This window comes from Sphingomonas sp. BAUL-RG-20F-R05-02, from assembly GCF_022662305.1.
GTDB lineage: Bacteria > Pseudomonadota > Alphaproteobacteria > Sphingomonadales > Sphingomonadaceae > Sphingomonas.
On record NZ_JAKNQH010000017.1, the window covers coordinates 30,614 to 54,959 of the forward strand.

The 24,346-nt window shown below is 62.8% G+C and carries 28 protein-coding genes; 10 read left to right on the plus strand and 18 right to left on the minus strand.

From position 1 onward, the window contains the following. Positions 1-39: 39 nt before the first annotated feature. From L8F97_RS19520 to L8F97_RS19545, 6 genes are all read right to left on the minus strand, one after another. The gene (locus L8F97_RS19520; RefSeq protein WP_242154023.1) at positions 40-1,671 is read right to left on the minus strand and encodes an AAA family ATPase; all 1,632 of its coding nucleotides are present in this window, start codon (positions 1,669-1,671) and stop codon (positions 40-42) included. Positions 1,672-2,134: 463 nt separating this feature from the next. After that, on the minus strand, positions 2,135-2,332 hold the full coding sequence (locus L8F97_RS19525; RefSeq protein WP_242154025.1) for a hypothetical protein: 198 nt from the start codon (positions 2,330-2,332) through the stop codon (positions 2,135-2,137). 17 nt (positions 2,333-2,349) lie between these two features. Further along, complete coding sequence (locus L8F97_RS19530; protein WP_242154027.1) at positions 2,350-2,910, minus strand: hypothetical protein; 561 nt, start codon at positions 2,908-2,910, stop codon at positions 2,350-2,352. Next, positions 2,910-3,629: a hypothetical protein gene (locus L8F97_RS19535; protein ID WP_242154028.1), complete on the minus strand. Its 720-nt coding sequence runs from the start codon at positions 3,627-3,629 to the stop codon at positions 2,910-2,912. The genes L8F97_RS19530 and L8F97_RS19535 overlap by 1 nt, the downstream gene beginning before the upstream one ends. Positions 3,630-3,739: 110 nt before the next feature. Beyond that, entirely contained in the window at positions 3,740-3,937 is a 198-nt protein-coding gene (locus tag L8F97_RS19540; RefSeq protein WP_242154029.1) for a hypothetical protein, read from the minus strand. Between the two features lie 108 nt (positions 3,938-4,045). Continuing rightward, positions 4,046-5,059 (minus strand): hypothetical protein, encoded by a 1,014-nt coding sequence (locus L8F97_RS19545; protein ID WP_242154030.1) that lies wholly within the window; start codon positions 5,057-5,059, stop codon positions 4,046-4,048. A gap of 522 nt (positions 5,060-5,581) precedes the next feature. Between L8F97_RS19545 and L8F97_RS19550 the strand changes: the two genes are divergently transcribed. Continuing rightward, the gene (locus tag L8F97_RS19550) at positions 5,582-6,169 is read left to right on the plus strand and encodes a hypothetical protein (RefSeq protein ID WP_242154031.1); all 588 of its coding nucleotides are present in this window, start codon (positions 5,582-5,584) and stop codon (positions 6,167-6,169) included. A 647-nt stretch (positions 6,170-6,816) separates the two neighbouring features. On the opposite strand, the gene L8F97_RS19555 is transcribed toward L8F97_RS19550, so the two are convergent. From L8F97_RS19555 to L8F97_RS19565, 3 genes are all read right to left on the minus strand, one after another. Further along, positions 6,817-8,520 (minus strand): hypothetical protein, encoded by a 1,704-nt coding sequence (locus tag L8F97_RS19555; RefSeq protein WP_242154032.1) that lies wholly within the window; start codon positions 8,518-8,520, stop codon positions 6,817-6,819. A 78-nt stretch (positions 8,521-8,598) separates the two neighbouring features. After that, positions 8,599-9,426: a hypothetical protein gene (locus L8F97_RS19560; RefSeq protein WP_242154033.1), complete on the minus strand. Its 828-nt coding sequence runs from the start codon at positions 9,424-9,426 to the stop codon at positions 8,599-8,601. 299 nt (positions 9,427-9,725) lie between these two features. Next, positions 9,726-10,079 carry an MbcA/ParS/Xre antitoxin family protein gene (locus L8F97_RS19565; protein WP_242154034.1) on the minus strand — a complete coding sequence of 118 codons (354 nt, stop codon included), beginning with the start codon at positions 10,077-10,079 and terminating at the stop codon, positions 9,726-9,728. A gap of 429 nt (positions 10,080-10,508) precedes the next feature. On the opposite strand from L8F97_RS19565, the gene L8F97_RS19570 reads away from it, so the two are divergent. Next, entirely contained in the window at positions 10,509-11,540 is a 1,032-nt protein-coding gene (locus L8F97_RS19570) for a hypothetical protein (RefSeq protein WP_242154035.1), read from the plus strand. 743 nt (positions 11,541-12,283) lie between these two features. Here the strand turns inward: L8F97_RS19570 and L8F97_RS19575 are convergent. Beyond that, positions 12,284-12,859, minus strand: coding sequence for a hypothetical protein (locus L8F97_RS19575; RefSeq protein ID WP_242154036.1), 576 nt, complete (start codon positions 12,857-12,859; stop codon positions 12,284-12,286). A gap of 146 nt (positions 12,860-13,005) precedes the next feature. Between L8F97_RS19575 and L8F97_RS19580 the strand changes: the two genes are divergently transcribed. Genes L8F97_RS19580 through L8F97_RS19595 form a run of 4 tightly spaced genes read left to right on the plus strand, consistent with a single transcriptional unit; the run spans position 13,006 to position 15,692 of the window. Then, the gene (locus tag L8F97_RS19580; RefSeq protein WP_242154037.1) at positions 13,006-13,638 is read left to right on the plus strand and encodes a hypothetical protein; all 633 of its coding nucleotides are present in this window, start codon (positions 13,006-13,008) and stop codon (positions 13,636-13,638) included. Then, positions 13,638-14,546 carry a hypothetical protein gene (locus L8F97_RS19585; RefSeq protein ID WP_242154038.1) on the plus strand — a complete coding sequence of 303 codons (909 nt, stop codon included), beginning with the start codon at positions 13,638-13,640 and terminating at the stop codon, positions 14,544-14,546. The genes L8F97_RS19580 and L8F97_RS19585 overlap by 1 nt, the downstream gene beginning before the upstream one ends. Before the next feature lie 2 nt (positions 14,547-14,548). Next, positions 14,549-14,929 carry a hypothetical protein gene (locus tag L8F97_RS19590; protein ID WP_242154039.1) on the plus strand — a complete coding sequence of 127 codons (381 nt, stop codon included), beginning with the start codon at positions 14,549-14,551 and terminating at the stop codon, positions 14,927-14,929. After that, complete coding sequence (locus tag L8F97_RS19595) at positions 14,919-15,692, plus strand: ThiF family adenylyltransferase (RefSeq protein ID WP_242154040.1); 774 nt, start codon at positions 14,919-14,921, stop codon at positions 15,690-15,692. Before L8F97_RS19590 ends, L8F97_RS19595 begins: the two co-directional genes overlap by 11 nt. Here L8F97_RS19595 and L8F97_RS19600 read toward each other — a convergent pair. The 5 genes from L8F97_RS19600 to L8F97_RS19620 form a co-directional block, all read right to left on the minus strand. Further along, on the minus strand, positions 15,673-16,512 hold the full coding sequence (locus L8F97_RS19600; RefSeq protein ID WP_242154041.1) for a hypothetical protein: 840 nt from the start codon (positions 16,510-16,512) through the stop codon (positions 15,673-15,675). The two genes, L8F97_RS19595 and L8F97_RS19600, sit on opposite strands and share 20 nt — an antisense overlap. A gap of 477 nt (positions 16,513-16,989) precedes the next feature. After that, positions 16,990-17,340 (minus strand): hypothetical protein, encoded by a 351-nt coding sequence (locus tag L8F97_RS19605; protein ID WP_242154042.1) that lies wholly within the window; start codon positions 17,338-17,340, stop codon positions 16,990-16,992. A gap of 196 nt (positions 17,341-17,536) precedes the next feature. Further along, entirely contained in the window at positions 17,537-17,902 is a 366-nt protein-coding gene (locus tag L8F97_RS19610; RefSeq protein ID WP_242154043.1) for a hypothetical protein, read from the minus strand. Then, positions 17,896-18,570: a hypothetical protein gene (locus tag L8F97_RS19615; RefSeq protein WP_242154044.1), complete on the minus strand. Its 675-nt coding sequence runs from the start codon at positions 18,568-18,570 to the stop codon at positions 17,896-17,898. Before L8F97_RS19615 ends, L8F97_RS19610 begins: the two co-directional genes overlap by 7 nt. After that, positions 18,567-19,283 (minus strand): sensor histidine kinase, encoded by a 717-nt coding sequence (locus tag L8F97_RS19620; RefSeq protein ID WP_242154045.1) that lies wholly within the window; start codon positions 19,281-19,283, stop codon positions 18,567-18,569. Before L8F97_RS19620 ends, L8F97_RS19615 begins: the two co-directional genes overlap by 4 nt. A gap of 421 nt (positions 19,284-19,704) precedes the next feature. On the opposite strand from L8F97_RS19620, the gene L8F97_RS19625 reads away from it, so the two are divergent. Then, positions 19,705-19,995 carry a helix-turn-helix domain-containing protein gene (locus tag L8F97_RS19625; RefSeq protein ID WP_242154046.1) on the plus strand — a complete coding sequence of 97 codons (291 nt, stop codon included), beginning with the start codon at positions 19,705-19,707 and terminating at the stop codon, positions 19,993-19,995. Between the two features lie 601 nt (positions 19,996-20,596). Here L8F97_RS19625 and L8F97_RS19630 read toward each other — a convergent pair. Then, entirely contained in the window at positions 20,597-21,157 is a 561-nt protein-coding gene (locus L8F97_RS19630; RefSeq protein ID WP_242154047.1) for a helix-turn-helix domain-containing protein, read from the minus strand. A 141-nt stretch (positions 21,158-21,298) separates the two neighbouring features. On the opposite strand from L8F97_RS19630, the gene L8F97_RS19635 reads away from it, so the two are divergent. The 3 genes from L8F97_RS19635 (at position 21,299) to L8F97_RS19645 (ending at position 23,238) form a co-directional block, all read left to right on the plus strand. Then, positions 21,299-21,646, plus strand: a complete 348-nt coding sequence (locus L8F97_RS19635; protein WP_242154048.1) for a hypothetical protein — start codon at positions 21,299-21,301, stop codon at positions 21,644-21,646. A gap of 205 nt (positions 21,647-21,851) precedes the next feature. After that, on the plus strand, positions 21,852-22,727 hold the full coding sequence (locus L8F97_RS19640) for a hypothetical protein (protein WP_242154049.1): 876 nt from the start codon (positions 21,852-21,854) through the stop codon (positions 22,725-22,727). A 97-nt stretch (positions 22,728-22,824) separates the two neighbouring features. Next, positions 22,825-23,238 (plus strand): GFA family protein, encoded by a 414-nt coding sequence (locus tag L8F97_RS19645; RefSeq protein ID WP_242154051.1) that lies wholly within the window; start codon positions 22,825-22,827, stop codon positions 23,236-23,238. 351 nt (positions 23,239-23,589) lie between these two features. Here L8F97_RS19645 and L8F97_RS19650 read toward each other — a convergent pair whose 3' ends face one another. After that, a complete protein-coding gene (locus L8F97_RS19650) occupies positions 23,590-23,967 on the minus strand; it encodes a hypothetical protein (protein ID WP_242154053.1) in 378 nt (125 codons plus the stop codon). Between the two features lie 173 nt (positions 23,968-24,140). After that, positions 24,141-24,346: hypothetical protein (locus L8F97_RS19655; RefSeq protein WP_242154054.1), on the minus strand; the 206-nt coding region annotated here is incomplete at its 5' end.

A 24,346-nucleotide genomic window follows, 5' to 3' on the forward strand; every position in this document is an offset into this window, starting at 1 on the left:
CGCGATACGACTGATCGGCACGTCGGTACGGCGGGCCGATCAGTTCGCGTCCGGCGTCCTTGACCGTGGCGTCCGGCCGGTCACCTCGCCAATGGTGGCCGCCGGTGCCGTGCGGTAGTAACGACCGGACTTCTCCAGAAGTCCGGCAGCCGCCAACCTGTCCAGATGCCAGTTGATCGCTCCGGGCCGAGCCGGCAGCTTTCCGCCTCCGGAAGCGGAGGTGACGAGCGAGGCTCGGCCATCGGTCGCGCGAAGCCCGGCTACAACTCTCGTGAGCTGGTTCGCCGACACCCGGCGCCCCGGACCGGAACCGGCGTACGTCTCGGTCACGAGCTCCCGAACGAGGTCCGTGCCCGGGGCCAGCCCTTCCGGAACGAGCTTTGGACGTCCGGTTCGCGACGCGCGAGCGGCCCGGTGCGGCGCAGGACCGCGCCCGGATCGGGCTGTCGGGTCGGTTCCGGCCGGACTCTGATCGGACGAGACGTCATCGCCGGCGCGATTTGGCCGGAAGTCCAGGACTCCGCTGTCGAGCACATCGTCCGGTTGCCCGGTCACATCTGCGAAGGCGCCGCGCGGCAGGCGGACGAGATAGCGCTCGTCCCTGCTAGCTCCCTTGAGGTTCGCCTTCGCCACGTAGACGACCAGCAGATCCTCCCGGTCGACGCGGCCGCCGAGCCAGGCGCGCAGACCGGGAGCCTCCAGATGGACCCTGCCGCGCTCCCGCCACTCCTGGATCAGTCGAACCTCAACCGTGAGCCTCGGAGCGGTCGTCCACATCGCCACGCCTCGAAGCCGCGACGCGGCAGTCGCTCGGGCGTTCGTCCTCGGAACGGACGTCGTCTTCGGAGTATGGCCTATCACGGCCCAGAAGATCCGAAGCCGCTCGCAGAGGCGGCCGAGATAGAAGAAGAAGTTGGTCGTCGCCTGCGCGTCCAGGCTGTCGAAGCCCGCCATGCTCGTCGCGGAGTCCATGACGACGCCCACGATCCTGTCCTCTACAGCCGGATGCAGCCGGTTCCATTCGGCTATGTAGCGTCGGATCTCCAGGAGCACCTCGCTCGGCCCCCAGGGCTTGTCACGGGCCTGCTCGAGCAGACTCGGATTGGGATGCTCGAATTCGCCCTCGGGCATGCTGAGGAACGGCATGACGTGAAGCCTCGCGCACGTCCGCAGGCGTGCGGCCTCGTCCTGGTTCAACGAGTGTGTGACCACGTCCCTAAGCCGCCCGATGATCTGCTCGCGGGTGTCCTCGGCGGTCAGGATGAGGACGTGTCCCGTGCCATTCACTCTTCCGCCCAGCCAGGTCTGCTCCGGCCGGTCCCGTGGATGGCTCGCGATCATCGCGGCCATCCAAAGCATCAGCTGCGTCTTTCCCGTGGAGCCGGCACCGAACCACACCGATGTGCCGCGCTCGGCGAGCCAGCCCTGGATACGGTAGGCAACAGTGGCGTCCGCCGTGGAAAGATGCCGGTCCGCCAGCCACTTGTCGGCCTCCGGCTCGGAGTTCCACTTCAGACTCCCGGGTTTGGAGTTCACCTCATCTTCGGAATCGTCCGTAGCGGTGGAGTTGAGCGAGGCGTCACCAGCAGCGGCATCCTCAACCACCAATCTTCTGAGTTCGCTTTTCCAATCGTGACCGAGATCCACTTCGCTTGCCTCCGCTGCCTGCATCCGAAGTATGGATCGGCGTCGGAGTTCAGCTTTCAGCCTGAATTCCTTCTATATAGTATATATGGATCAGAAGCTGGCTGAAGTATCAGCCAGCTTCTGATCCAGCCTGGCGCTGAATTGGGAAAGCCGTCGGAGGTTACGCCTACGGGGAAGCCGCGGCGGTCTTCGCTCGAGCTCTACTCGACTTACCTGCTGAGTGGCTTGGATCGCTTCACGCCGGCAATCGGCTCGCGTCTTGCGCATACGCAAGAGTATCCGTCGCTACTTTCTAACGCCGGGCAGACGCCTGGTACGCAAGAACGCCGGCAGCGCGCAGGCGGTGACACAGTGGCACGCGACAAACGCCTCGGCTCGCGCTCTAGTTCAGCCAGAAGTGCTTTTCGCTAAACCGCCGTATGCGCAAGGACGAGCCCGCCGACTGACACTCGGCCGAGTAGGTACCGAACGCGACACCTCCGATCGCTCAAATCTCCAGCAGCCGAAAGGTACGCGGTGTGCCTTCCGCCATTATTAGCTCCTCGTCCGGGTGGCGGTACCAAGCCAACTTGAGCTTCATGCCCGGAGAAATCCCTTCATCAGCGAAGCGATCAGCAGCAAAGAATATGCCATCCCCCTCTCCGCCGACGGCATCACCCCGAAAGGACAGCGACGGTCCAGCCATAGTCGGACGTTGCGTTTTCAGGAAAGGCGCGTCAGCGCCACCGACACGCTGATGTGGGTGCCCAACATCGTAGCAGCACCCAGCATCATACAGAGCAGCGCGACCGCCACACACAGCCCGAAGTCCCAACGAGCTCCAATGATGCGCTCATTTTCCTCGGCAGGGCCCCGGCGTCGGTAGAAAGCTCCTCGAAGATGGTTAATCATCGGAAAGACCTTGTCATAGGCATCCACACGCTTGGCGTAGCCGCCGAGCGCCGCCTCCAGGCCTTTGCCATCAATGCCCCTTTTCGTCAGCTGACGCTCCACCTCCTCGATTCGGCCGGCCGCTTTATTAAGCTTCGGAACCAACTCTTCCACGCGCTCGGCGGCAGTCTTCTCGGCCGCCGAGCGACCGTTCAAGATGCCCGCAACCTCGTCGATGAGCCGCAGGTGAACTACGAGAAGCTGGCTTAGCTCGTCATCACGCGCCAAGCCCATGACCCGCTGCACAGTATGGAGCGTCTCGCGGGTGAACACCGACGGCTCCTTGCTGAACATGGCAACGTAGAGCTTTTCGGTTTCAGATGGGTCCACCATCAGAAACGCCCCTCGAATGCGGCCGCAACTGCCTTCTCCCACATACCGAGCTTCATACGATTTCCGAACGAGAAATTGGCCTGGCTCGCCATTCGATCCGTGGCAATCTGGTGCACGCGAAAGAGGTCGTAGAGGTGCTTTGGCATCGCGGGCGTGACGAAGACGTCGCCTCCGCTCGCAAAGATGCGGTCGACAAGCTCCTCATCTACCAGAGAGTAGTCCTGCTCCTCCCCGTGCCACCGAGGCAGGTTCAGGTGGACGGGGCCTGGCAGATCGCATTCGAGCAGGGCGAGCAGCGTCGTCTTTGAAGCATGGTCGAGGCCCATCGTCCAGATGATATTCGTGTTGAAAAGCTCGGGCATGTGCTCGCTGGCATAGGCTACCACCGCATGCACCTCGTCAAGTGCAGAGAGGGAGCCGCCCGGGATGTTCGCCATGATGACCGCGCCCTCTGGCGCACTCACGACCGCATCTATCAGCATGTCGCCGGCATCAGACAACGTGAGATCGATAAGCTTGACCTCGTGGTGCTTACCATAGGCATTATAGACATCGCGCTGCGTGATGCTCGCCTCGATGAACGAGACGGGCGTTCCCGCAAGGATATGATGGTGTGCCAGTGTGATCAGAGAGCCCGTGGCGCCCACGCCGCCCTTTTCCTTTTCAAACAAAATCAATGTTTTAGGCAATACCGTGCTGTTCTTGAGTTCGTTCTTCATGTCGTGTCTTTCATTCTATATTCTGCATTCCAAATGGCTAGTAGCGGCCAATAGATGCGCCGGTCTCGTTGTCTCGTTCGGCGGCGGCCCCCGCGCGCAACCCTGAAGCCTCACTGCGGACCTGCCTCAGCGGCATCGTGCTGCTGCGCCACCATGTCTGCGAGCCTTCCGTAGGTTGGCGGGGCGGCTTTGGTCCGCGCGCTCCAGTTGCGAGTCAAAGAACTTGTGGATCCAACCCCACCCTTTTCTTTTACAAACAAGATCAATGTTCCGGTCGATGCCGTGCTGTTCTTGAATTCGTTCTTCATGTCATATCTTCCATCTTAAAATGTGTATTCGAGGAGCCGTCAGCGGCCACTAGATACGCCGGTCTCGTTGTTCCGGTCGGCGGCGGCCGGCGCGCGCAACCCTGAGCCTCATCGCCGACCTGCCTCAGCGGCATCGTGCTGCTGCGCCACCGCGTCTGCGAGCCTTCTGGGGGCGGGCTTGGCGGCCTTGGACAGCGCACTCCATTTGACAGATCTTTCGGGTGCCCCGGACGGACCAGGTTCGTTCACAACGGAGGCTTTGGACGGCGTCTGTTCGGCTGCCGCAGCACGGGAGACGCCGCCGGGCCGCGCCAAGACGTTTGCGGGCCCGACATTCTCGACTTGAGCCGGAAGCACGCTGGCGGATGCGGTTGCGTCGGCTGCATCGCCGCGGTCAGCATCATACGTCGGTAGCTGCTGCGGCTCACCGCGCAGACTACGCGCATGAACGATCCGTCCCGCGATCGTGATGATGTGCTGGTCGCCGTTCGGAAGCGCCGCGAGTGCCAACAGCTTGCTGACCAGCCCGGCGACGTTCAAGGCGCTGGCTTCGAGCGGCCTGAGGCGCGCGGACGCATTCTCGGCCGGCCTATCACTTGCAGCTGCAAGGGCTAGCGCCTCCGCGACCGTGGCGGGCACGTCCGCAGCCGTGATCTCGCGACGCCGCAGTCTGGGCCCAGTTCGTCCGGTCCCCCCTTTCTCCTTTGAAGGGTAAATGCACTTTGGGCCCACCGCAGCCGTGATGGCGCGTACCCGGATCGACGCCAGCTCGATCTGCGAGAATGCCGATGGCGAAGGGCTCCCTTGTGCAAACAGCACTGCGGTATTGATAGTGGCGTCAGCCGCCTCCCCCTCATCGATGAGCGGCTCACGGCCGAGGCGGGGGTGCGACCGGTACATGCGAAAGCGTTCTGCCGTTTTGCGCTCCACCCCTTCGCCAGTGGCTTTGAGCAGCGCCGCCAGTTCGGGTCGAATGACCGCTTGAACGAGTTCACCCTCGCGAAACTCGCGAGCGCGATCCCGCATCACACCGTGGCGCCGGGCGTCTGCCGCGAAGGCCTCGCAGATCCAGTCCGCGAGGACATCGGTCAGGCGGTCCAGCGATGCGGTAAGGTCGTCCACGGCATATCTCCGCATCGGGAGAAATGCGCATCACGACCACCGTGCCGCTACACTTCCCGAGCGGCTAACCAGATACACACATGACGACCCATGATCTACAAGAGACGATACTTGCGCAGGCGGAAATGTCCGGCCGCAAGGCACCAAGCATTACGTCTGGGATACGTAAGGTTGTTCTGCCGATCTCCTTACAAATAAAATCTTTCGGTACGGGCCTATCTCCAGAACCTTACATCCGCCTTGGCGATGTAAGGACCGCGCAGACGGAACGTACAAATCAGGGATCATGACAGCCAACGAGAATTTAGGCGCAATACCGCAAACGTGGTGCATAGCATCACGTTTGCTGCGCCGCCCCGGGTCGGGCGGGTGTCCGCGCGTAAGCGCGCGGGAGTCGGCGCTGACGCTCCTCTGATCGGACACGACAGTGTCCTCGGGCGGCGCCACTGTGTCGTTGACCACAGTGGCGCCTTGGTGCGGCTTGCCGCCCCGCCTATAAGTACGGGCAACTTGGAGAACACCATGGACGACCTGATTGACGCCCTCAAGCTTCTCGCCCGGCGGTATAATAGCCGCTGGCAATCAATCGACGACGCACTCAAGCGCATCCGCGCCAGTGACGGCGCGTTCAAGACGGGTAAAGGCGAACAGACACGACGGCTGCTCGCTAACGCGTTCCGTGTACAAAGTTACCCAAGCGCCACACGAGAACGCCTCACGACCGACCGAAACAATGCTTTGCGAAAGCTTGGAGCGCCGCTTGCAGAAGCGTTGGGGCACATCATAACGCTCGAGCTTACCGAGCAGATGCTTACCGAACTCGACCGCGCCGAGAAGGAGCGCAGCATCGAAGACGACCTTGCCAAGGCAGATGAGGAATCGGCGAGCGTATACGGTCCGCTGATCGCCGAGCTCAAAAACCATGGAGTGTCGCGTGGCAGTTACAGCACGCTAAGAGCCGCAGAGATCGCCGCCATCGCGAAATACATCAACCGCAAGACGGAGCAGAGGCTAGTAGAGTTACCCCCCATCCGGACCGACAAGGAAACGCGTGGGCCAGATGGTCGTCGGCACCCGTTCTGGAATCCATATCATCTGCCGAAGCGCTAAATGAAAGGGGGGCCGTCAATCGGACTTGCTGCGCTTGGATCCACCCAGCACTGCACGGTTTCGCATGTTCAAGCATCTCCCCCCCCCCCGGTTGACGTAGAAGCGCGGGGTCAATTTGAGTACGTAATCGACGCGGTGATCGAGATTGTCACCGGCTTCGCACTTCTGGACGGCTTGGTCCCCATGAGACGGCTCCTAACTTCGTCTGCAACATGAGAGATTTTCGGCGCGGGGTACGCGACTGCGCACCGGCTCTTGCGCTGGCTGGATGAAGATGAGGCGATCATCTCGCGGTCGCGGCCTGCACTCTTCATCGCGTCGGACGGGCTCAGCCTGTTCCGAAAGCCGAAGAAACGGAAGTGACGAGGGGGGGACAAGCGCGACGACGCGGTCTCTCTGATCTTGTCCTTGCTGACGGCCGAAGTGCTTCGGCGGGGGCGATAAGGTATCCATAACACGCCGGCGCTCGCGCCAATCATCATGGTCGACCTCCAGGAGGTCGCGATCTGCATTCGCCCAGCGTTGCCCGGTTTGAGATCGAGCAGATCGACGGCTAAACGCCTTCTGAAAATCGCCAGGCCGCTGGTTCCGCTCGTCGAAAATGCGGTATTGGCGCGGATCTGGCTTTGGAAGGACCGGCATCCGGCTCAACCATGAAACGCATTCCCGATGAAAATTAGGTGCTGCCGCGTACCGTTTGGATAGGTCACGACATGTCCGACACCCCAGGCGGTCACGGGACCGCGCGCATATCGAAGTTCCGACTGGCATACCCCGCTGCAATAGATGCCGTCGCGGCTGGTTGGTCGATGCGTATGCCCGAGTGTCGCCTTGATGGCGAGCCGCTCAAAGAACCGAACGTCGCCCTGCCGGCCGTCGGCGCCGAGGTGGCCATGGATGCCCGTCTCGATGCCAGCGATCCGCAGGCTTTCACCTGTCTGCAGGAAGCGCACCCCAACCAGGCCGTCCGCGGACATCGTGCGCAAGGTCTGCTCGAAGAACCCGTCGATAGACCTGCCTGCGGCAAGCCGCTTGTGAAGCTCCATCGAACACTCCAGAAACATGATAGCGTTCTCCGGATCCTCCCTGAAGTCCGCCTCCGCGAGCCAGCGCTCGAGCGCACCATCGTGATTGCTGCCGACCACGATGCTTTGCGCCCATTCGCGTCGGGTCTTCCGGAGGAAATCCGCCGTGGCGGTTAATTCAGCACGAACATCACCACCGCCGGCAACCATCTGTGCGAAACGACGGTGATGGTCCTTGCGGTCGTGATGATTCCTCGCATCGAAGTCGCAAACGTCGTGGAAGACCATGTACTTCGGGCGGAGCCGGTCGACCAGCGAGACGCTTTGAATTGGCCTCTCTTCGCTCGAACCCCAGGTCGCCGCGGCCACTGCAGGATCGAGGTGGGCGTGATGGATGTCACCGAAGGTCAACGCCTCGACCCTGCAGCCCCGCTGAACGGATCCGTTGGACACATGGACGTCGAGGTCATGGAATGATCCATCACCATCGACATCGGCAAGGATGTGACGGCAATATACTAACCCACCGGCAGTCACCTCAATGATGACTGCACCGAGTTCGCGGCGCCCCGGCGTCGTCCGGTTCAATGGCACAGTCATGGCGCCGGTCGTCAGCTGGGCCTTGTAACCGTCCACCCGCAGACGAGGCAGCGTTTCGAACTGCACGGCCGGATGCACGATGATGGTCCAGCAAGCTGACGAACGGTGCCGTACCGTCTCGAGCGGGCGCGTCAGGCGCGGGAGCACGCGCTCGTCCAGCGCGACGTCGAGCAGACCATCAATGCCAAACTGTTCGTTCGCGATATGATCCGCATGGTCACCACGCACGGGGCGCTTCGGCGATACCCAGCCCACCCGAGCTACCGCCAGCCCCGCGCCGCAGGCGGACGCGTAGGCTTTAAGATTTCGCCAGAAGCCACCGTGCACTCGCGCGTCCGGCTCCACCGACGTGACGATGAGGCGGCTCACGCCGTACGCCGGTATGGAGATCATAGGTGAACCATCGCGATCGGATCCGGTGGGCGCGATTTTCGTAGAATAGCTACCATGCTGCTTATACTTCGCCGGCCTGCCGCCGGCCTCCTTGCGCGACACGCCGAAGCGCGTCGTCACGTCGCCCTTCAGCATCTCGCGCAGCGGAGGCACCTTCATGCCGGCATCCCGCATCACGTTCCGCTCATGCTGGACCAGAGCCTCACGGACCCTGATCATCGTGATGCCGAGGGCGCGGCCCACCACGGACATGCTACGATGCTTGACGAAGAGCGCGTGGATCACCGCCTGCTGGGTCGTGACGTAGGTCGATTCAGGAATGCGCGCCATCAACCTGTGCTCCTGCGACATCGAGCGAAGTTACATCCAGCGGATCGAATGACGGCACGCGGATATGAGCGTTTGGTGTGATCATTCATCGATGTTCTCGTTAGTGAAGCTGGAGAGCCGCCTGCGGTGATTTCCTGGTTCGCCGCAGCCGGGCTGCAACCCGGAAGCCGGGTGATCGGCGTTTCCAATCAGGGGCGCGGTGGCGACATCGTCGGGCCAAGGCATTACGACCGGGAGCTCGCCGACATCGAACAGGATAATCGATCGGCCTGCCATCTGCAGAACGTCGGCAATGACATATTTCCTTCCGCGCAGGATCGGGTGGTCGACGACCGCATCGAGGTCGAGCCCCTCGCAGTAGAGCGCGACGGTATCCGGTAGCGGCTGTGGAAGGGCGAGATAGGCGGTCCCTGCTCTGGTCGCCAGTTGGAAGCCTTGGCCATGCAGATGGATCTCGACGGAAGACCCCAAAACGACAAGCATGACGAAATCGCCGACGCTGCCGTCCTGGAGGAGGGCTTCACCGGTAGGATCCGCCGGATTCTCGCTCCACGGTTCGCGCGAACAAGCGTGTTCGGAATGCGTGCCGAGCGCTGTGGGCGCGTGTCGCGTGTGGAAGAAACGGCGGTCCGTATCCGGAGCCGAGAGCCAGTTCTTCGAGGGCCGGAGACTCTGGAGCGCCTGCCCGACCTCGAAATCCGCCGCCTCGAGCACGAGGCCGGCAAGCGGCGACATCGTGACGACCGTCGCCTGCAGATATGCGCGGAACGAGGTCAGCCGGAGTTCAATCGCTTCGCGTTCGATAGCGTATGACTCCCGCTGGGCACGCTGCCTCGCCGTCTCTCTCGGTTCGGGCGCGCAAGGCTGCGTGCCCCGCCGGAGCTTATGCTCCCCGCTGCTTGCGTCCATGACAGGAACTCCCTTTTTCCGTTGAAATTCTGGGATAGGGACGGGCGGGAACCGTCGCGCAGCGGGTGTGAACCCTCGCCGCAGCCTTCGGTCACCGGCCGAATTGGCGATGAGCCAAGTGAAGGTCCATCCGACTTTTCGGTTTCGGCAATACCTGCGACCGATCACGGCGACTGACACGGTCGGTGCGCTCTGTTTGGACACGAAGCCATCTGGGCAGCGCGTCTCGGTCAAGCCATGGGTCGGGCTGAGACAATGAAATCCGGCACCAAGCGCCGGCGCGGTCAGTCCCGGAACTTTCACGTTTCGAAGACGGCCACGGCTCGGAGCATTCCGCAGATCCACGTCTCGGACGAGGACATCACCTGAATTGGACACTGTCCGCCCATGGCTCTACTTGATCGTCGCAGCCACGCCTGGATGCGCGCCTCGTCCCCAAGAAGCGCGTCCAGACCAACGGCAAGTTCGATCAGGAGCTGCATCCGCCGTTCGAGGCGGAACGCGCACCAACTCGCCGCCTCGCCGGCGGGGCCGGCGAGGCCGCCACCTCCAAGAAGATCCGCCTCCTCAATCGCACTGAGTTCCCAGTGTTCCCGCACATTCTCCCAGCACGCGAGAGACGCCTTCAGGCGGGGTGGGCAGTTATCGACCATCTATCGCTCCATTGCAGATGATCGCGTACCCCACGGACTATAGGGACGGATCGGGTGTATACTTCCGGTGCCAGTGTTCCGCCTTGGCGGTGCGCCAGTTCCGGACGACGTACCGAGCACTCGACAATCAGAACGCACGAAGCTAAATAAGTTTCATATTATGGAAGTTAATTTCGTCGTGGAGCCTAGTACGTTCGTCCGCGCGTCGCCTCTGTAGGTACTGGGCGCCGTGCAAAGCGGTACGGGGCCACTGCCTAACTGAGACCGCTGACACTGGCTCAGCGTAGGCCACGCTGCGTACCGCACTTCCCGCTGGCACACCGCGATTCTTGGCGTGCTGCGGCCGGGCGAAGCCCAAAGGATGCGCGCACTTCGCAACAAGATGCTTCCGATTGGTGATCCGCGAGCAGAAGACAGGTTTCCACGTACATGCGAAACGACAACACTGCGGCTCAACCGGCGAGTCCGTACATCAAAGAGCCTTGGATAGACCCGGTCTCGCACCGGGCAGAGGTCGAGCACGTAATCGCCGCCGCGATGGCCGCGATTACCGCGCCCATTCTGAAGCGGTTGAAACGGCTTCGCATAGTCGAAGCCACCGGGGACTATGGCGGTGAGAATCATCTCCAGATCGGGTCGGACGCGATTGGCAGATCCGGCATCGAGTTCCGGTTCGCGATGCCGGCGTGGCGAACGGGTGTTCAGCAACTCGGACCCGTGATCGCAGATCTGGTCCGGAGCGCGACACGCCTCGCGAACACGGCCTCGCGGCTACGAGAGTTCGGCGAACTGCTTAGCGATATTGCGGCGGCGGCCATCGCGCCGGCTGCCAGCGGCATGGCGCCGATGAGCGTCGTTGCCGTGGGCATTTACCCCCGTCCCGACCGATGGCTCACGATCACCGTGGATGTCAGGATGCTCGCTTGCGATCTTAGCGTCGGTGTCGAACGCGTATCGGGTGGCAGTACAACATTCATAGGCGATCAGCTGGCGGGGCTCGTCGCGGCCCATCTCCGACGCCGATCCGCCTTGGCTCAGGCGATTGTCGCGGGCGGTTCCGGCTGGATAGATGATGTCGCGGCGCGCCTGCTCGATCTTTCAGGTATCGATCTTGCGCACGCATGCGAGCTGCTGCGTTGCCGGTCTGACTTAGAGTTCGGCTATGGCGGCGTAGGGAGTTGTAGATCGATTGGTTCGGTGCACTGGTCGGACGGCACGATCAGGGCCGATGTCGCAAGTCGGGGCGCGCAGGACTTCTTCAGGGTGTACCACGACGTTCTTTCGATCGAAGCCGAGAAGCTGCCGGCCACGGTCGCGGCCAGCCTCGCCAAGCGGCGGCTCCGAGATGTCATCGACTTCGACATCATCCCTGCAGACGCCCTGATCGTGGACGTGCGCGAGGCGGACGGTCGGCTTCGGCTCACGCTTCAGATTGGGCGACGGGTGATCCAACACGCCTGACAATTCGGAGCTCGGCCGGCTAAAAGGGAACGTGCTCGAAAGAGTTAGCGCGATCAGTAGGATCGATGCCGCCGATGACAACACCCCGATGCATGACTGCGAATGCCGGACGTGCGCTCGAACCTGAAGGTAAAGGGCATCTCCCCTTTCGCCGCTATAAATGAGAGCAGCCGCGATTGTCGAACTCGCCGCAATCTCGATCCCGCACGCGGGCGACAGCCGGCTCAATCATGCACGGCGGAGTCGCGATCCGACCGGCACGAGAGGCGGCCTGCCCAAGCCGCCGGCGGGCGACCGCGGGCCACCCGCGCAGGCCGTGCGCCTAGCTTGTACCTCAACCGTGGGCGAACTCCTCCTGCATCAACGTTCCTTCAGCCGTGAGTGAGTACAGTTCCTGGTCAGTTTAGAAATGTCGAGGCACGTCGACGAGTTAATACTCGCAAACCGCTGGGCGGTTCCAGCGGGCTGACCGACGAAGCCCATTGGCCAGCTCGGAGCCTTCGGCTTTCGCTCCGCTCGAAGTACAAGAGCGATACTTCCCGTTTGCGCTCGTCCTGCTGGATGCGTGACGCTCTCCACAAGCATGAGCGCGACAGCGCGACCTGGCAGTCTTTCCTCCAGACGCTTTGTCTCTAGCAGCCCACGGAACTAGCCCCGCCGACTATGCTGAAACCGGAGTGTCAGCATCGACGTACTGACAACGTTTTTTTCCGAACGTCGCGTTTTTCTCACGAGTGCGGGCGTCACTCGGAAAAGCGCAGCCTGTCGAGCTCATGCGAAAGTTCGGACACGGTAGCCATCGTCGCTTGGGCGAAACCGTTCACGATCGCCGGCATGTAAGTCGCCGTGTCCAACAGAATCGCGGCCCCGCCCAGACTCTTCATCGCAGCTGATAGGGCTGTGCGATCCGACACGACCGCATCGCCGATGTCACCGACATAGCGTTCGCCGTGCTGCCCGCGCTGTCCCATGTCCGCCAACGCGCTGCCCTGGATCACGATGATGGTCCCCTCCTCTAGGGGACGGCGAGCAACATAGTCTTTCGGCAGCGCCGTACGCGCTCCGGCCAGGAGCGCCGGAACCAGCGTTCCCCACCGTTCCGTCACATGACGCGCGGCAAGCGACGGCACCATGAACGCCGCCATCAGCCGCATGGCGGTCGCGAGAGCCGCGAGTTCGAGGATCCCGTAATCGAGCCGCCCCGCCGCACGCACCCCTTCGTCCCGGAGCAGCCCGAGGCGTTGCAGCTGCCGGACCCGCGCTTCGAAGGCGGTCAGCGCCGACGGACCAATCCCGCACGCCCGCATCAGCAGCGGCACCGCGTGTGCGAATCGAAGCGCGACGCCTGAGCTAGGTCCGGAAAGTTTGGCCACCGGCGACGCATTCCCCCGACGCAACACCAAGAGCAAGCATAACCATTGACATCTTCGCTATACGATCGTATCTCGTTTTTACCATGCAGAACATGACCGACAACGCCGACGCACTCCCGGCCTTCCGCATTGGGCTGAACTCCAAGCGCAAGCGCGCCATAGATCTGCTCGTCGATCCACCTGGCAGCCAGATGGAGCCGCTCACGATCTGGACTCGTCAGTTCGCGACGGACGAGGACCGCGACGCACTGCTAGAAGGAATGGACGAGGGTAGGATCGACCCCATTTTCCTCGGCCGGCTCACCATGACGTTCGGCGGCGCCGCACTCGACGATTTGGCTGACGGATTGACTGCGGCGGCGCGAGCGCGACGTCTGGAGGAGGAAAAGGCGGAGGCGCAGCGGGCACGCGAACATCTCGTCGTCGACCTATACACCCGCGAGGGCAAGCATGGACGTCATCTGCTCGAGCTACAGCGCATGAGCTGTAACAAAGCGGACTGGAAAGTGGCATACGACCGGGCGATCGAGCGCGACCGTCTGTGCGACTGGCTGCGTTGGCAGAAAAGTCGATTTCTCGAATTCCTCGATCATGCCGCGCAGCACGGCGACGAAGCGCTCGCCAGGCTGCTCGTCGACGAGATGTTCGCCACCGAGCGCCGCGTGAAGAAAGAGGGCCGCGGCGCAGGCGGCTCGCGACCGCTGCGCATGTGGAGGGGCGACTGATGGACGTGATCGCTCCCTTCCAGCCCGCGACGCCGGCGATGATCGTCGGACATGCGGGACCCGGCGAACCGCTGCCGCTCGAACTCGGCGAGCCATTCGCGCTGCTCGGCGGTGACCGGCTCGGACCGGAGGGCATCCCGTTTCTCGTCATGCACGAGCATCAGCCGGACTTCCTGCGCTGGGTCCGCGAGTGCTGCGCGGCAATGCTTGCGGCGGAGCGGCCATGGTTCGGCGGCGGGAGGCTGGTCATCGGCGGAGCAGCCGGTGCGGGGCGCACTCATGCGGCGCGCTGGCTCGCACGTGTCGTCGGCGTTCCGCATGGAGTGCTCAATCTGACCGATCCCGTGATCGCCGCCAACGTCGCCGCGTCCGGCGAGATCAGCGAGGCTCTGGGCGCCTCGCCCGTCACCGTCGCCATGGCCACGGCCCGCTGCGCGAACCCGATCGTCACGGTTGTCGGTGCGGACCAGGTCGGGGACGACGTGCTCGCTGGCCTGAACGCGATGATCGACCCGGAGCGCTGCCGCCGGTGGCGCGAGGACCGGCTCGGAGTGGACGTCGACCTCGGCGAAGTGACGTGGATCCTCCAGAGCCACGGTGCGCGAGCGATCCCCTCCTGGGTCGCGCCCGGCGCGGCGGAAGTCACCCTGCAGGCCAGCCCGTCCCGGAAGAACACGGTACTGGCGCTGTCGATCTGCCTCGAGGCGATGGGCGATCTCGGCATCGACCCTCGCGCCGAGCGCCTCTCGTGGAACCAGATCAGCGAACAGCTGCCGAACGACGGGCTGCGATCCGCGAAGATGATCTACGCCAACATGGTCAACGCGCTGCGCATATGCCTGCGCGCCACACGGACGACGCCCTCATCAACCCTGCCGTCCAACCGCATCGCTTTCCAAGGAGAATGACTATGTCGCCGATCAACGATCTCGCCTCCGCCGCCGCGACCGTCGCCCCCCCGGCCATCGTGCAGTCACCGACCGCGCCGCGCGCTCGGACCTTCTATCTCGTAGACGAGGCGGAACGCTCCACGCCCAAGCCTGTCGCGGCCGAAGGACGCACGATGATCTCCGTCAACGGCCGCTGGGTCGGTCTGCGCGGTCGCACCGCGAGCCATGCGCAACTGCTGCGCATCGCCTATCCCGACCGGGAGGGCCAACTCCCCGGCTCGGCGTCCGTCTCGTATCGTCGCCGTGGCGCAGAGGGTCTGGCCGGGCTGCTGACGCCAGGCGACGTCGTACCGCTCGCAGACGGGCTCCTCGTCAACGTGAACGCAACCTATGCCAGCTGAGCCTGAGAGCGGCGCGGCCGAAGGTTTGGCGGCTGGCCCGTTCGTCTACGCCGACACGGGGTCGACCCGCGCGGGCATCGACGCGGTGTCGCACCGGCTCGCGGGGGGAACGATCGCGATCATCGGCCTCGGCGGCACCGGATCAGTGGTGCTGGATCTCATCAGCAAGACACCGGCGGAGCGGATCTTACTGATCGACGGCGACCGCGCCGAACAGCACAATGCGTTCCGCTGGCCGGGCGCGATGCCGATCGAGGACATCGCCGCAGCGTCCTCGAAGGTCGATTACTTCGCGCGCGTATATGGTCGCATGCATACCGGGATCAGCCCCCACATGACGCACCTCGCGCCCGACACGATCGATCTCGTCGACGATGCGGACTTCGTGTTCGTCTGCGTCGACAGCGTGGAGGCACGGGCGTTCATCATCCCCGCGCTCGAGGCGCGCGGGCTGCCCTTCATCGACTGCGGGCTCGGCCTCAGTCTCGTCGATGACCGGCTGATGGGGTTGGTCCGCGTCACCACCAGCACGCCGACGATGCGCGCGCACGTCCACGCGAAGGACCGCATCCCGATGCTGGGCGACGCCGACGACGAACTCTACCGAAGCAACATCCAGGTAGCCGACCTCAACATGCTCGCAGGCACCTTAGCGGTGATCCAGTACAAGCAGCTGCGCGGCTTCTATCTTGACACTGAGGCCGAGTACCACGCCATCTATTCGACCGACGGAAACACCATCATCAACGACGACCGCCCGTAGCACGGGCCCGTTCGCGTGCCTCCTCGATCAAACGGTCGAGCAGACGCCGCTCGCTGGCGGTCGCACGCCACGGCGACACCGGATCGGCGTCGGAAGGCAGTACGGCCCACGCTGGGTCGGGCACCGGCTCAAGCGGCGCCCAGCTGCTCCTGACGGTAAAAACCACCGATGAACCCTCGTCCGAGATGCCCTCGATCATGAGTTCGGCAGCAGCGAAGAAGGGGTGGCTCACCACATCCGCAAGCGGACGCAGCGCGTTCCGCTGTGGATCCTGCCGCAAGGCGGTCATCAGCGTCTCGGGAAGCTGATGCCGTTCGATGCGGACAAGGGCGATCTCACCGATCGAGGCGACGCATCGCGGACGGCCGGAAAGTTCGAGCCTCTCCAGGACCGCCGTTCCGCCTACCACCCGTATCCTAGCACCGCCCTGGCCGAGTTCGCGGCGGGCGCGTCGGTCCAAGTAGCCGACAACCGGCGCCTGGCCGACTTTGTCGGTAAGGGTCAGCACCTTCCGCAGCGCATTCGCAGCGCCTGCCCAGGCGAGCCAGGCGGCGAGAACATCGGACCCGCGTACCAGCCACAGCGGCAGCGGCTGCGACGCCAATCCGCAGGAGTTGATCATGCGGCTCACCCGTTCGGCAGAAACGCGAGCCTCGATTGCCGCCCCGAGCTTTTCGAACGACAGACCGATCGCAGTTCGCGAAGTGTCGAAGTGGATCGGCTGTCCACCAACCGCCACCCGGAATCTCCGCTCGCTGCCGATAACGGTCGGAAGTGGTATGTCGAAGCTCGTCAGCATTTGCTCAACTAGGTCGCGCATTGTCTTCGTACATTCCTTGAGCCATCGATGTCTATCCAGCAGGCATAAAACCGATGCGATCGTATGGAAGGTCGAAGATCAGTTAGGTACGACTCTGGGGCGCGGTCCACCTGCTATTGGCGTGGATTCCGCATATCCGATTTGAACGCTGAAGGATAAAGCGGACTCACCCTAAGATATACATGTTCGTCGATACCTTCGGCCGCTCACTGGTTTGAGCATAAGCCCGCGGCGAGCGACATCACGCTCGCGCCCGACCTCCTCGCAGGCTTGAAACATGTGTCGCGCTGGTTGAATGCGTATGACGGCAGCGGATTGCGGTGCTCATTGCCGCCTTGGACGCTGTGGCGGTGATCCCTTCCAGACGCAACCGCAAGGTCTGCATCTCGCAAGATACTGTCATCTACAATCCTCCACGAGCTACAACCAGCCTCCAATCCAGGCGGGATCCGACATTCGGCACACAGGTCGCCATCGTCACTCCGCTAGTTCTTCCCGCAGGCGCCGGAGTAGGAGCGGCAACGTCTCTCCCGATGAGATCAGAGACGCGAGCAGCGTCGTCCCGGCAGCGTCGTCCGCCTGCCGTATCAGAACCTCGGCGTCTTCGCGGAACACCGCGATAAGAAGATCGCACGTCTCCTGTAGCTGGCGCAACCTGGTCTCTTGGTCATGTCCGAAAGGCTGCCATTGGCGGGAGACGGGTATTGGCCAACCAATGTCTTCTATCCCCAGTATGGCGATCACCTCCGAAGGCCGGACGTCGAGGATCCGCAGACTTCGTTCAAGCCTGGCGATCACCGCCCTGAGCTCCCTAGCATCGTCATTCATGATGTCGCCTCCTTTGCCACGAGTTTCATTTCTCACCTCGATCCGCGACATGCTTCCGTCCCGTTCCCATGGGCAATTGTCTCTGAGGCCAGTGCTCCGGATGGTTTACCGCTAGGAGCGTCATTCGGTCGAAGACCGCCATTCCGGCGGTGCAATCGTCCGAGCTACAGCTGCGGCCGGCCGCACCCGCCGATGTTTAGCATCGCCCCTGCTCCTGCCTCAGAATGTTTCGTAGGGTGATGAGCGCGTCCATGCCTCGCAACATGAAGCATACTGGCGAGCAACCCAGGCCGGGGTTGTACCTCCGCATCCAAAGTCGGGCTTCGATACCCATCAGCGAAGCGGCACTAGCGCACACCTCAGACAGGGACGTGATGCGTTCGAATTGTTCATCACTGGGCCACCAAAGCTCGAGCCTCGCCGCCGCGATCGGCCAGAGACCGCCGTGAATGCCGATGAGCTGTTCGACCTCGGTTGTCCGGATGTCGAGATCGGTGGCGAGAATTGCCAGTCCGTCCAAGAGATCCGGCACGGTGCGCCGCACGGATGTCGATTTCACCATCCGATCGTCCCCTCCAGGTCTGTGGCCGTCGGTAGCCGCCAAGTCACCAGGCCGGTCTCGAAGATGATCGCCGTGGCCCCAATCCGCTTTTCGCGAACGGAAACCACCGGCCAATCCGAACCGGAGAACCAGCGATGTTCGACGAGCTGCGAAATGCTTCGTCCTGGCATCGCTATTGCGAGTGTTCGCGGCAACGGGCTTTCGAGCCATAGTCGCGCAAAGCCGTCGAAGGTGTCGAGCATGAGTCCGCCATCGACCACAGTGAGTTCGATCGAGTCCTTGATAATCCTGACTCCGAGGACGTTGCCGCCGGCACCATCCCACCGAGCGATTAGACCGCCGCGCCGATGCCGCCGGAAGATCGCTCCTGGTTCGAAACCGAAGTCCCACTCCAAGCCGAGCATTTCGGAACGGAGGTTGGTCGAGAGCGGCACTCGCGGCCACGATAGCGGCGGCCGGATCCGCTCGATCATCGCGGTGAGGTCGATCCTCTCGGATCGTGAGATGATGTCCAAGAGCGGCGTCGCAGTCCTGACGTTCAACTCGAGATGCCGCCGGAACAGCGAACTCCTAATCCCGGCGATGACATGCGGGAGGATCCGCAGATCGCTCGCGAGCGCCTGCCGCGCCGCCGCCTCGTCGTCCAGGCCGTACGAGCAGGAAGTCACGCGACGGTTTCCGACACGACCCAGTCGACTGGCGGCCGCCCGTTTAGCGGGAGCGTGACCCGGAAGACCGTGCCCGAACTGTCGGAATCACGCTCGATACGACCGTCTCCCATCCTAACGAGCTCGTCTACGATCCCGGCCCCAAGGCCAGTGCCGCTCGTATCACGGGAAGCCGCAATGCCGGGTCCGTCATCAGAAACCACTAGGATTACATGATCGTCCAGCAGCGCCACGTCGATGTCGAGACATCCACAACGACCGACGAGCGCGTGACGGATCCCGTTGAAGATCAGCTCGGCGGCGATAAGAAGCAGGCGCTGCCCAGGACCGCCCGGAAGAGGCGGCGTGGTCACGGATATGTTGACCCTTGTCCGGTCGAGCCCCTCCCTCCCCGCAACGAGACCGCGGCATAGACGGTGGAGGCCGGCGCCCACGTCAACCAGGCGGGAGGGCCGCGCGGCAAGGACGCCATGAACCTTGCCAAAGCCTTCCAGGCGTTCGACCGCCCGCTCGAAAAGCGCAATCCGGGGGCCCTCGAAGCCCGCGTTGCCGGCGAGGCGCATCGCCGAGATCGCGCACGCCACCTCGTTGGACACCCTGTGCTGCAACTCAGCAAGCAGCAGCGTCGCCTCGCTCGCGACCGGACGCCCTTCGTCCCAGTCGATCTCCTCCCCACGCCGAACCGACATTCCGTTCCCCTTCTCGATCATCATCGAGGCCAATTTAATTTCCACATCGTGAAAGTAAATAGGGTAGGAAAAATATATTGGGTCTTAATGTCGGACGTGATCCCGGCCACGGCTTGATCGCCGAATAAGGTCTGTGCCGTCACCCGAATGACGGCGAACGCCAGGCTCGGTCGCGCGCCGGCACGGGTGTGATTACCGGTTCGCAAAGCCGGTTCGAAATAGTTTAAGCTGATGTCGGTGTCTGCACCGAAGCCGCGAACCGGTCCGCACCCGTTCCGGCCATGGGCTTATCCAACAGAGGCCATCGTCCCGATTACGGTGCCGTCCTCATCCATCCGCGCACGCAGCGATCGCGTTTGGAGCGGCCGGTCGAAAGGCGACGACCGCCGTCGCGCAAACGGCAGCCTTGCGCTCAAGACGCTCAGCGGCGATGAGCATTTTCAGGATGGACGACGATCTGAAAGGCGCAAGCGATCCCGCGACCCGTTTGGGCGGTGCCCAGGCGGTGGCGCGTGCGCTCGACATCCTTGACGCCATTGCGGAACGGCCGATGAAACTTCCTGAACTCGCCGTGCAGGTCGGGCTCAGCACGACGACGTGCTACAGGCTCGCCAACGCCTTGGTCTCCCGCGGCCTGCTGTCGACGTCCGGCCGCAGCGGCTATGCGCTCGGCGACCGCGTTGCTGAACTGGGCGCCGCGTTAAAGGCGCAGCGGTCGAAGCGCGCGAAGGGCTAAGGAGTCCGCGCCGGGCCTACGACCGCCCGGACGCGTGAGCACGGTAAGCCCGCCGGCATCTCCGATATCCAAAGGTCCCCCGTTCCGCATCCGGGAGGGCGCGGTTCGAACGCCGCATTCCCGCGACGCGTCGCGGCAAGAAGCGGCTGAGCCGTGATGCCGGTCGTTGCGCGAAACGGCAGGTTCAACATTGCGGAGCCGGTGTTCCGATCTCCAAGTGGGTTGGGAAAAAATGGAACAGTCTCGGCTTCAACCGCTCCAGACTTTGCGGAACGGGTGTCGAGGTCCCCGTCGAACGAGCCATCGTCGCCTTCCAGTCCGACCCACGAGATCAGCGGAGTTCAGAGCCCATCGATCCGCCATGCGGCCGTAGTGCTTTGGACGGCATCCAGATGCACAAGGACAACGGTGCCAACTTCGTACGCGAAGTCTGCCTTACGGGAAGCGCCATGTTCGTCACCGCGGCGGTAACGTAGTCAAGTCGATTGCGGTACCGATCGCCGTGACGGTCGCATGCCGAGATGGGGAAGTAGCGACAGCCACCACGCCATGCCACGATCGGGTGCGAACCCGCGGACCGACATCGTTACGACACCGGCGGCTACTCCGACATCCGGCGAAGCGTGGGATCTTTGAAGCGGACGCGTCGATACGCCTTCTCCTTCATCGCATCGTCGGGATGCTCCTCATAGGCGCGGCTGTGATGCCCCTCTCCGCGCTCCAGGCGGGAGAGTTGGGACGCCGAGATGCCGCAGCGGTTGCCCAGTGCGCGAAGCGTCAAAGCCTGCCGCCGGCGAGCGCTGCGGACAGCTCTGCCAAGCTCGAGACGTAGGTCTCCGCACCAGCTGCCGTCGAACGGCCTCGCTACGCGGTCAGTCGTGCCGGCGACCGCAACCTGCGACCAGTCGAGATCAAGAATGCGCATCAGTGCGTCGATCGTGTCGGGACGCGGCAGCGCCGTTCCCTTCTCGATCCTGCAGAGCGCTACGCGGCTGATCCCCGCCGCATCCGCAAGCGCCTGCTGGCTTCCACCGAAGTGATCGCGGCGCCGACTACCCAGAATGCCGCCCAGGTCGTTCCTGAAACCAACAAATCCAAGAGGAAGCTTTGACCTGTTCGAAATTTCTTTTTGCGACACGTTACGAATGCATCGTTGTTGCATATGCGGTCTTCCGCCATCCTACCAGCGCATTCGTGAATGCCGCTCCATCATCCTCGCCGCCCGCAACCATCGCTCGCCGCGTCAACGCCGGCCGGGGACGACGCGTGCATTCGCCTGCCCCCGCCTTACGGAGACCGCCACATGGCTGACGAGCTTCCGGATCTGGCGCGACGCTGGTCGCGCGCGATCGAACGCGGGCGCGGCATCCGCATCGAGGCGGCCGATCTTGATCTGCTCACAGGCATCGGCGTCAACGAACTCATCCAAACCGCATCGGCAGAGACACTGAAGGAGCGAGCGAAATGGCGGGCAGACCAAAGAAACGCGGGATCTACCAGCGCGGAGAATACTGGCTCGACTGGGACAAGCGGACCGACGGTAGTCTACGATCCCCCTTCCTCACGATCTTCTGGCACGACAGAGAACGAGGGCGCGCTCGCTCTGCTAGCACACGCACAGGAGATCTCGCGGCCGCCAAGACGGCGCTAGATCGGCACTACCTCCAGCACACGGAGGGCGAACTGATCTGCCCGACGTGCGGCCAGCGGAAGAACGGAGCGGCGGACATGCTCGCGCTGCGCGCGATCACGGATTATCTCACGACCCATGAGGATCTGCCCTCGATCAAGGCAGTGCGACCGCGGCTAAACCACGTGGTCCGCTACATCGCAACTCTCGAGACGCCCGATGTCCGGTGCTCGAAGATAGACGAGGTTTGAATCGGACGCTTCCGCGACTGGTTGGGAAAGCAACCGGTCATCACAAGTTCGGGCAAGGAACGGGCGGCCGCGAGATCGCTGTCATCAGTCGAGAACTCGGTGCTACAGTTTGCTGCGGCGATCAACGCGGCCAAGAACCGCGGAGACATCTCCAGACCGTCGCAGTTCAAGCCGATCCCGACCAAGGAGCTCAACCGCACGCCGCGGCGTCGGCTGTCGGTCAAGAACTGGCTGACGCCTTCGTCTATGCGACCGACCCGCGATATCCGACCAAGCGGTTCGGTCTCCACCGCTTCCTTATGCTGAGCGTCGGGACGAGCGCCCGGCCATACGCCGTCCACGACTTCTCGACGAAGGCCGATCGCCGCCAGTGGAATTCAGAGCGGAAGGTGATCGCGTTCAATCCCGCAGGCCGCCGGCAGACCCGAAAGCGGAGGGCGATCGTCATCGCGCCGAAACAACTCGCCGAGCGGATCGAAGGGGTCGACGACTTCTTCGTTCCGTTCCTTTCGATCAAAAGCGCGTGGGAGGCGATGATCCAGAAGCTTGGTTGGCCGATCGATGGCGAAGGCGGCATGAAACCTGTCCGGCGATCGATGGGCCAATTGCTCCGCGACGCGGGAACGCCTCGGGCATGGTCAGCGGAATGGAGCAATCCGGCGCGCAAGGTGCCAACCGAGCAGATCGAGGTGCAGCTCGGTCATCGCGTCATCGACAGCGTCACCGACCTCTATGCGGGCTTCGATCCCGACTACCAGAACGAAGCGACCGCGGCGCTCGAGGCCATCATCGACGCGATCATCCGTCTCTGCCCCGGAGCCTTTTCCGAACTCAGCGAAGGTGAGAAGTGACCTTGGACCGGGACGGCGAGTTGTCTCTGTAGCGACGGGGCCACTGCCTAAAGCCCTTCTGAGCTCTTTTCAGGCGCGGTGGCAAGGATATGGCGAGATGACGGTGGATTACCCGCTGAGAGGCAGCTGCCTGTGCGGGCGCGTCGCCTATGAGGTGGCCGACGCATTCAAATACGCGATGAATTGCCACTGCTCGCAGTGCCGGCGTTCGACTGGATCGGCGTTCAAGCCGCTGGCTGGTACAAAGGTCTCACGGCTGGCGATCACAATCGGGGATGGCGAACTCCTGCGCTACGGCGACGAGCACGGCTATGACGCCCATTGCCGATCCTGCGGCTCACTTCTCTACTCGCTCGTAGGCAACGGACAGTATGTGCATGTGGCGATGGGCACGCTGATCGATGAGCCGTCGGTCAGACCGACAATGCACATCGTTGTCGGCTCAAAGGCACCTTGGTTCGAGATTACGGACGCGATGCCGCAATTCGACGGGTTCCCCGACCATGGCTGACGATCGCCGGCCGCTGCTGACCTTCGCGAACGCGGCGTCGCTGGATCGGTGGCTCTATAAGCGGGGGCCACATCATGGCGAGACCAGGAAGGCTGACAAAGCGCGAACTATGGGCGCAAGCTGCCGGGCAGCTCTATCAGCCTCAGTTGTAGACGTTCGTGGCCCTCCTTTCGCATTCCCGTCTTCTACCGTTGGTTCATCTTGCTTGGCGACGTATTGTTTAGCGAATGAACGGGTCGGTCGAATGACAAGGGCGGTGGCGAACGTGCCGTCGATTTCGACTGGCTCTTTTGAAGCCGACGATGGCAGTGGTCCCTTGGCGAAGCGGCCGCGATCTTGGTCCCAAGGGCGTCAGGTGATTGCACGGGCAAGCTTAAGGAACAACTGGATCACGGCTTCGGCAAGCGGCCCGATCAGGCGTGGGACAATGTTGGCATGGGGAAGCGACATCCGCAGTAGCACCAGCAGTCCAATCACCAGCAGGAAACCGAACCGACCGAGCTTGGCGTAATGGTAGGCGAGCCGACGTGGCGGGATACCTTCAACTACATGACCGCCATCGGATGGTGGCAGCGGCAGCAGATTCAACAGGCGACTGCGGAAGGGCAGGTTTTGAGCTGTGACGGGGTTTTGCTGCCCTTCCCTGCCCTTCGACGCAACGACCCATAACTCGCGGTTCAATGCCCTCCGCGGCATTCCTAACTGCAGACGCTCATCAATCTTAGCCACACGGGCGTTCGACCGGCCACCAAGCCAGCTTCTGAGGGCAACAAGTGGGACGAAGCGGCCGTAGCCGCAACGGGCGCCGTACGGCAGATATAAACGGAAGCGGACGTTCAGCGGCTGGAGCCATTTTCGCCTTCTACGCCCGCGCCTGGTGGAGAGCTGCCGTAGGATTTGCCTTAGCTATCCCTGCTCGGCTCCTGATCCATGTATGCCCGAAGATCATCTTCGTCATGGATATTCGCGAACAAACCAAAGCGGCGCTCAAGAAATCGAGAAACCCGAACGGCATCAGCCTTGCTTTCGACGTAGACATCACTCAACGACAAGGACGGCTTCCCTCCCACATGCTGGATATGTTCAATATGAACTCGGCCGATTAATC

Bases quoted from the DNA above. Each gene is read 5' to 3' on its own strand.
- L8F97_RS19595 (WP_242154040.1), top strand. From the start codon at position 14,919: ATGCCAGCTGAGCCTGAGAGCGGCGCGGCCGAAGGTTTGGCGGCTGGC.
- L8F97_RS19550 (WP_242154031.1), top strand. From the start codon at position 5,582: ATGGACGACCTGATTGACGCCCTCAAGCTTCTCGCCCGGCGGTATAAT.
- L8F97_RS19540 (WP_242154029.1), bottom strand. From the start codon at position 3,937: ATGAAGAACGAATTCAAGAACAGCACGGCATCGACCGGAACATTGATC.
- L8F97_RS19530 (WP_242154027.1), bottom strand. From the start codon at position 2,910: ATGGTGGACCCATCTGAAACCGAAAAGCTCTACGTTGCCATGTTCAGC.
- L8F97_RS19570 (WP_242154035.1), top strand. From the start codon at position 10,509: ATGCGAAACGACAACACTGCGGCTCAACCGGCGAGTCCGTACATCAAA.
- L8F97_RS19625 (WP_242154046.1), top strand. From the start codon at position 19,705: ATGGACGACGATCTGAAAGGCGCAAGCGATCCCGCGACCCGTTTGGGC.
- L8F97_RS19580 (WP_242154037.1), top strand. From the start codon at position 13,006: ATGACCGACAACGCCGACGCACTCCCGGCCTTCCGCATTGGGCTGAAC.
- L8F97_RS19525 (WP_242154025.1), bottom strand. From the start codon at position 2,332: ATGGCTGGACCGTCGCTGTCCTTTCGGGGTGATGCCGTCGGCGGAGAG.
- L8F97_RS19535 (WP_242154028.1), bottom strand. From the start codon at position 3,629: ATGAAGAACGAACTCAAGAACAGCACGGTATTGCCTAAAACATTGATT.
- L8F97_RS19610 (WP_242154043.1), bottom strand. From the start codon at position 17,902: ATGGTGAAATCGACATCCGTGCGGCGCACCGTGCCGGATCTCTTGGAC.
- L8F97_RS19635 (WP_242154048.1), top strand. From the start codon at position 21,299: ATGGCTGACGAGCTTCCGGATCTGGCGCGACGCTGGTCGCGCGCGATC.
- L8F97_RS19565 (WP_242154034.1), bottom strand. From the start codon at position 10,079: ATGGTCGATAACTGCCCACCCCGCCTGAAGGCGTCTCTCGCGTGCTGG.
- L8F97_RS19620 (WP_242154045.1), bottom strand. From the start codon at position 19,283: ATGATGATCGAGAAGGGGAACGGAATGTCGGTTCGGCGTGGGGAGGAG.
- L8F97_RS19605 (WP_242154042.1), bottom strand. From the start codon at position 17,340: ATGAATGACGATGCTAGGGAGCTCAGGGCGGTGATCGCCAGGCTTGAA.
- L8F97_RS19560 (WP_242154033.1), bottom strand. From the start codon at position 9,426: ATGGACGCAAGCAGCGGGGAGCATAAGCTCCGGCGGGGCACGCAGCCT.
- L8F97_RS19590 (WP_242154039.1), top strand. From the start codon at position 14,549: ATGTCGCCGATCAACGATCTCGCCTCCGCCGCCGCGACCGTCGCCCCC.
- L8F97_RS19645 (WP_242154051.1), top strand. From the start codon at position 22,825: ATGACGGTGGATTACCCGCTGAGAGGCAGCTGCCTGTGCGGGCGCGTC.
- L8F97_RS19630 (WP_242154047.1), bottom strand. From the start codon at position 21,157: ATGCAACAACGATGCATTCGTAACGTGTCGCAAAAAGAAATTTCGAAC.
- L8F97_RS19520 (WP_242154023.1), bottom strand. From the start codon at position 1,671: ATGCAGGCAGCGGAGGCAAGCGAAGTGGATCTCGGTCACGATTGGAAA.
- L8F97_RS19585 (WP_242154038.1), top strand. From the start codon at position 13,638: ATGGACGTGATCGCTCCCTTCCAGCCCGCGACGCCGGCGATGATCGTC.
- L8F97_RS19600 (WP_242154041.1), bottom strand. From the start codon at position 16,512: ATGCGCGACCTAGTTGAGCAAATGCTGACGAGCTTCGACATACCACTT.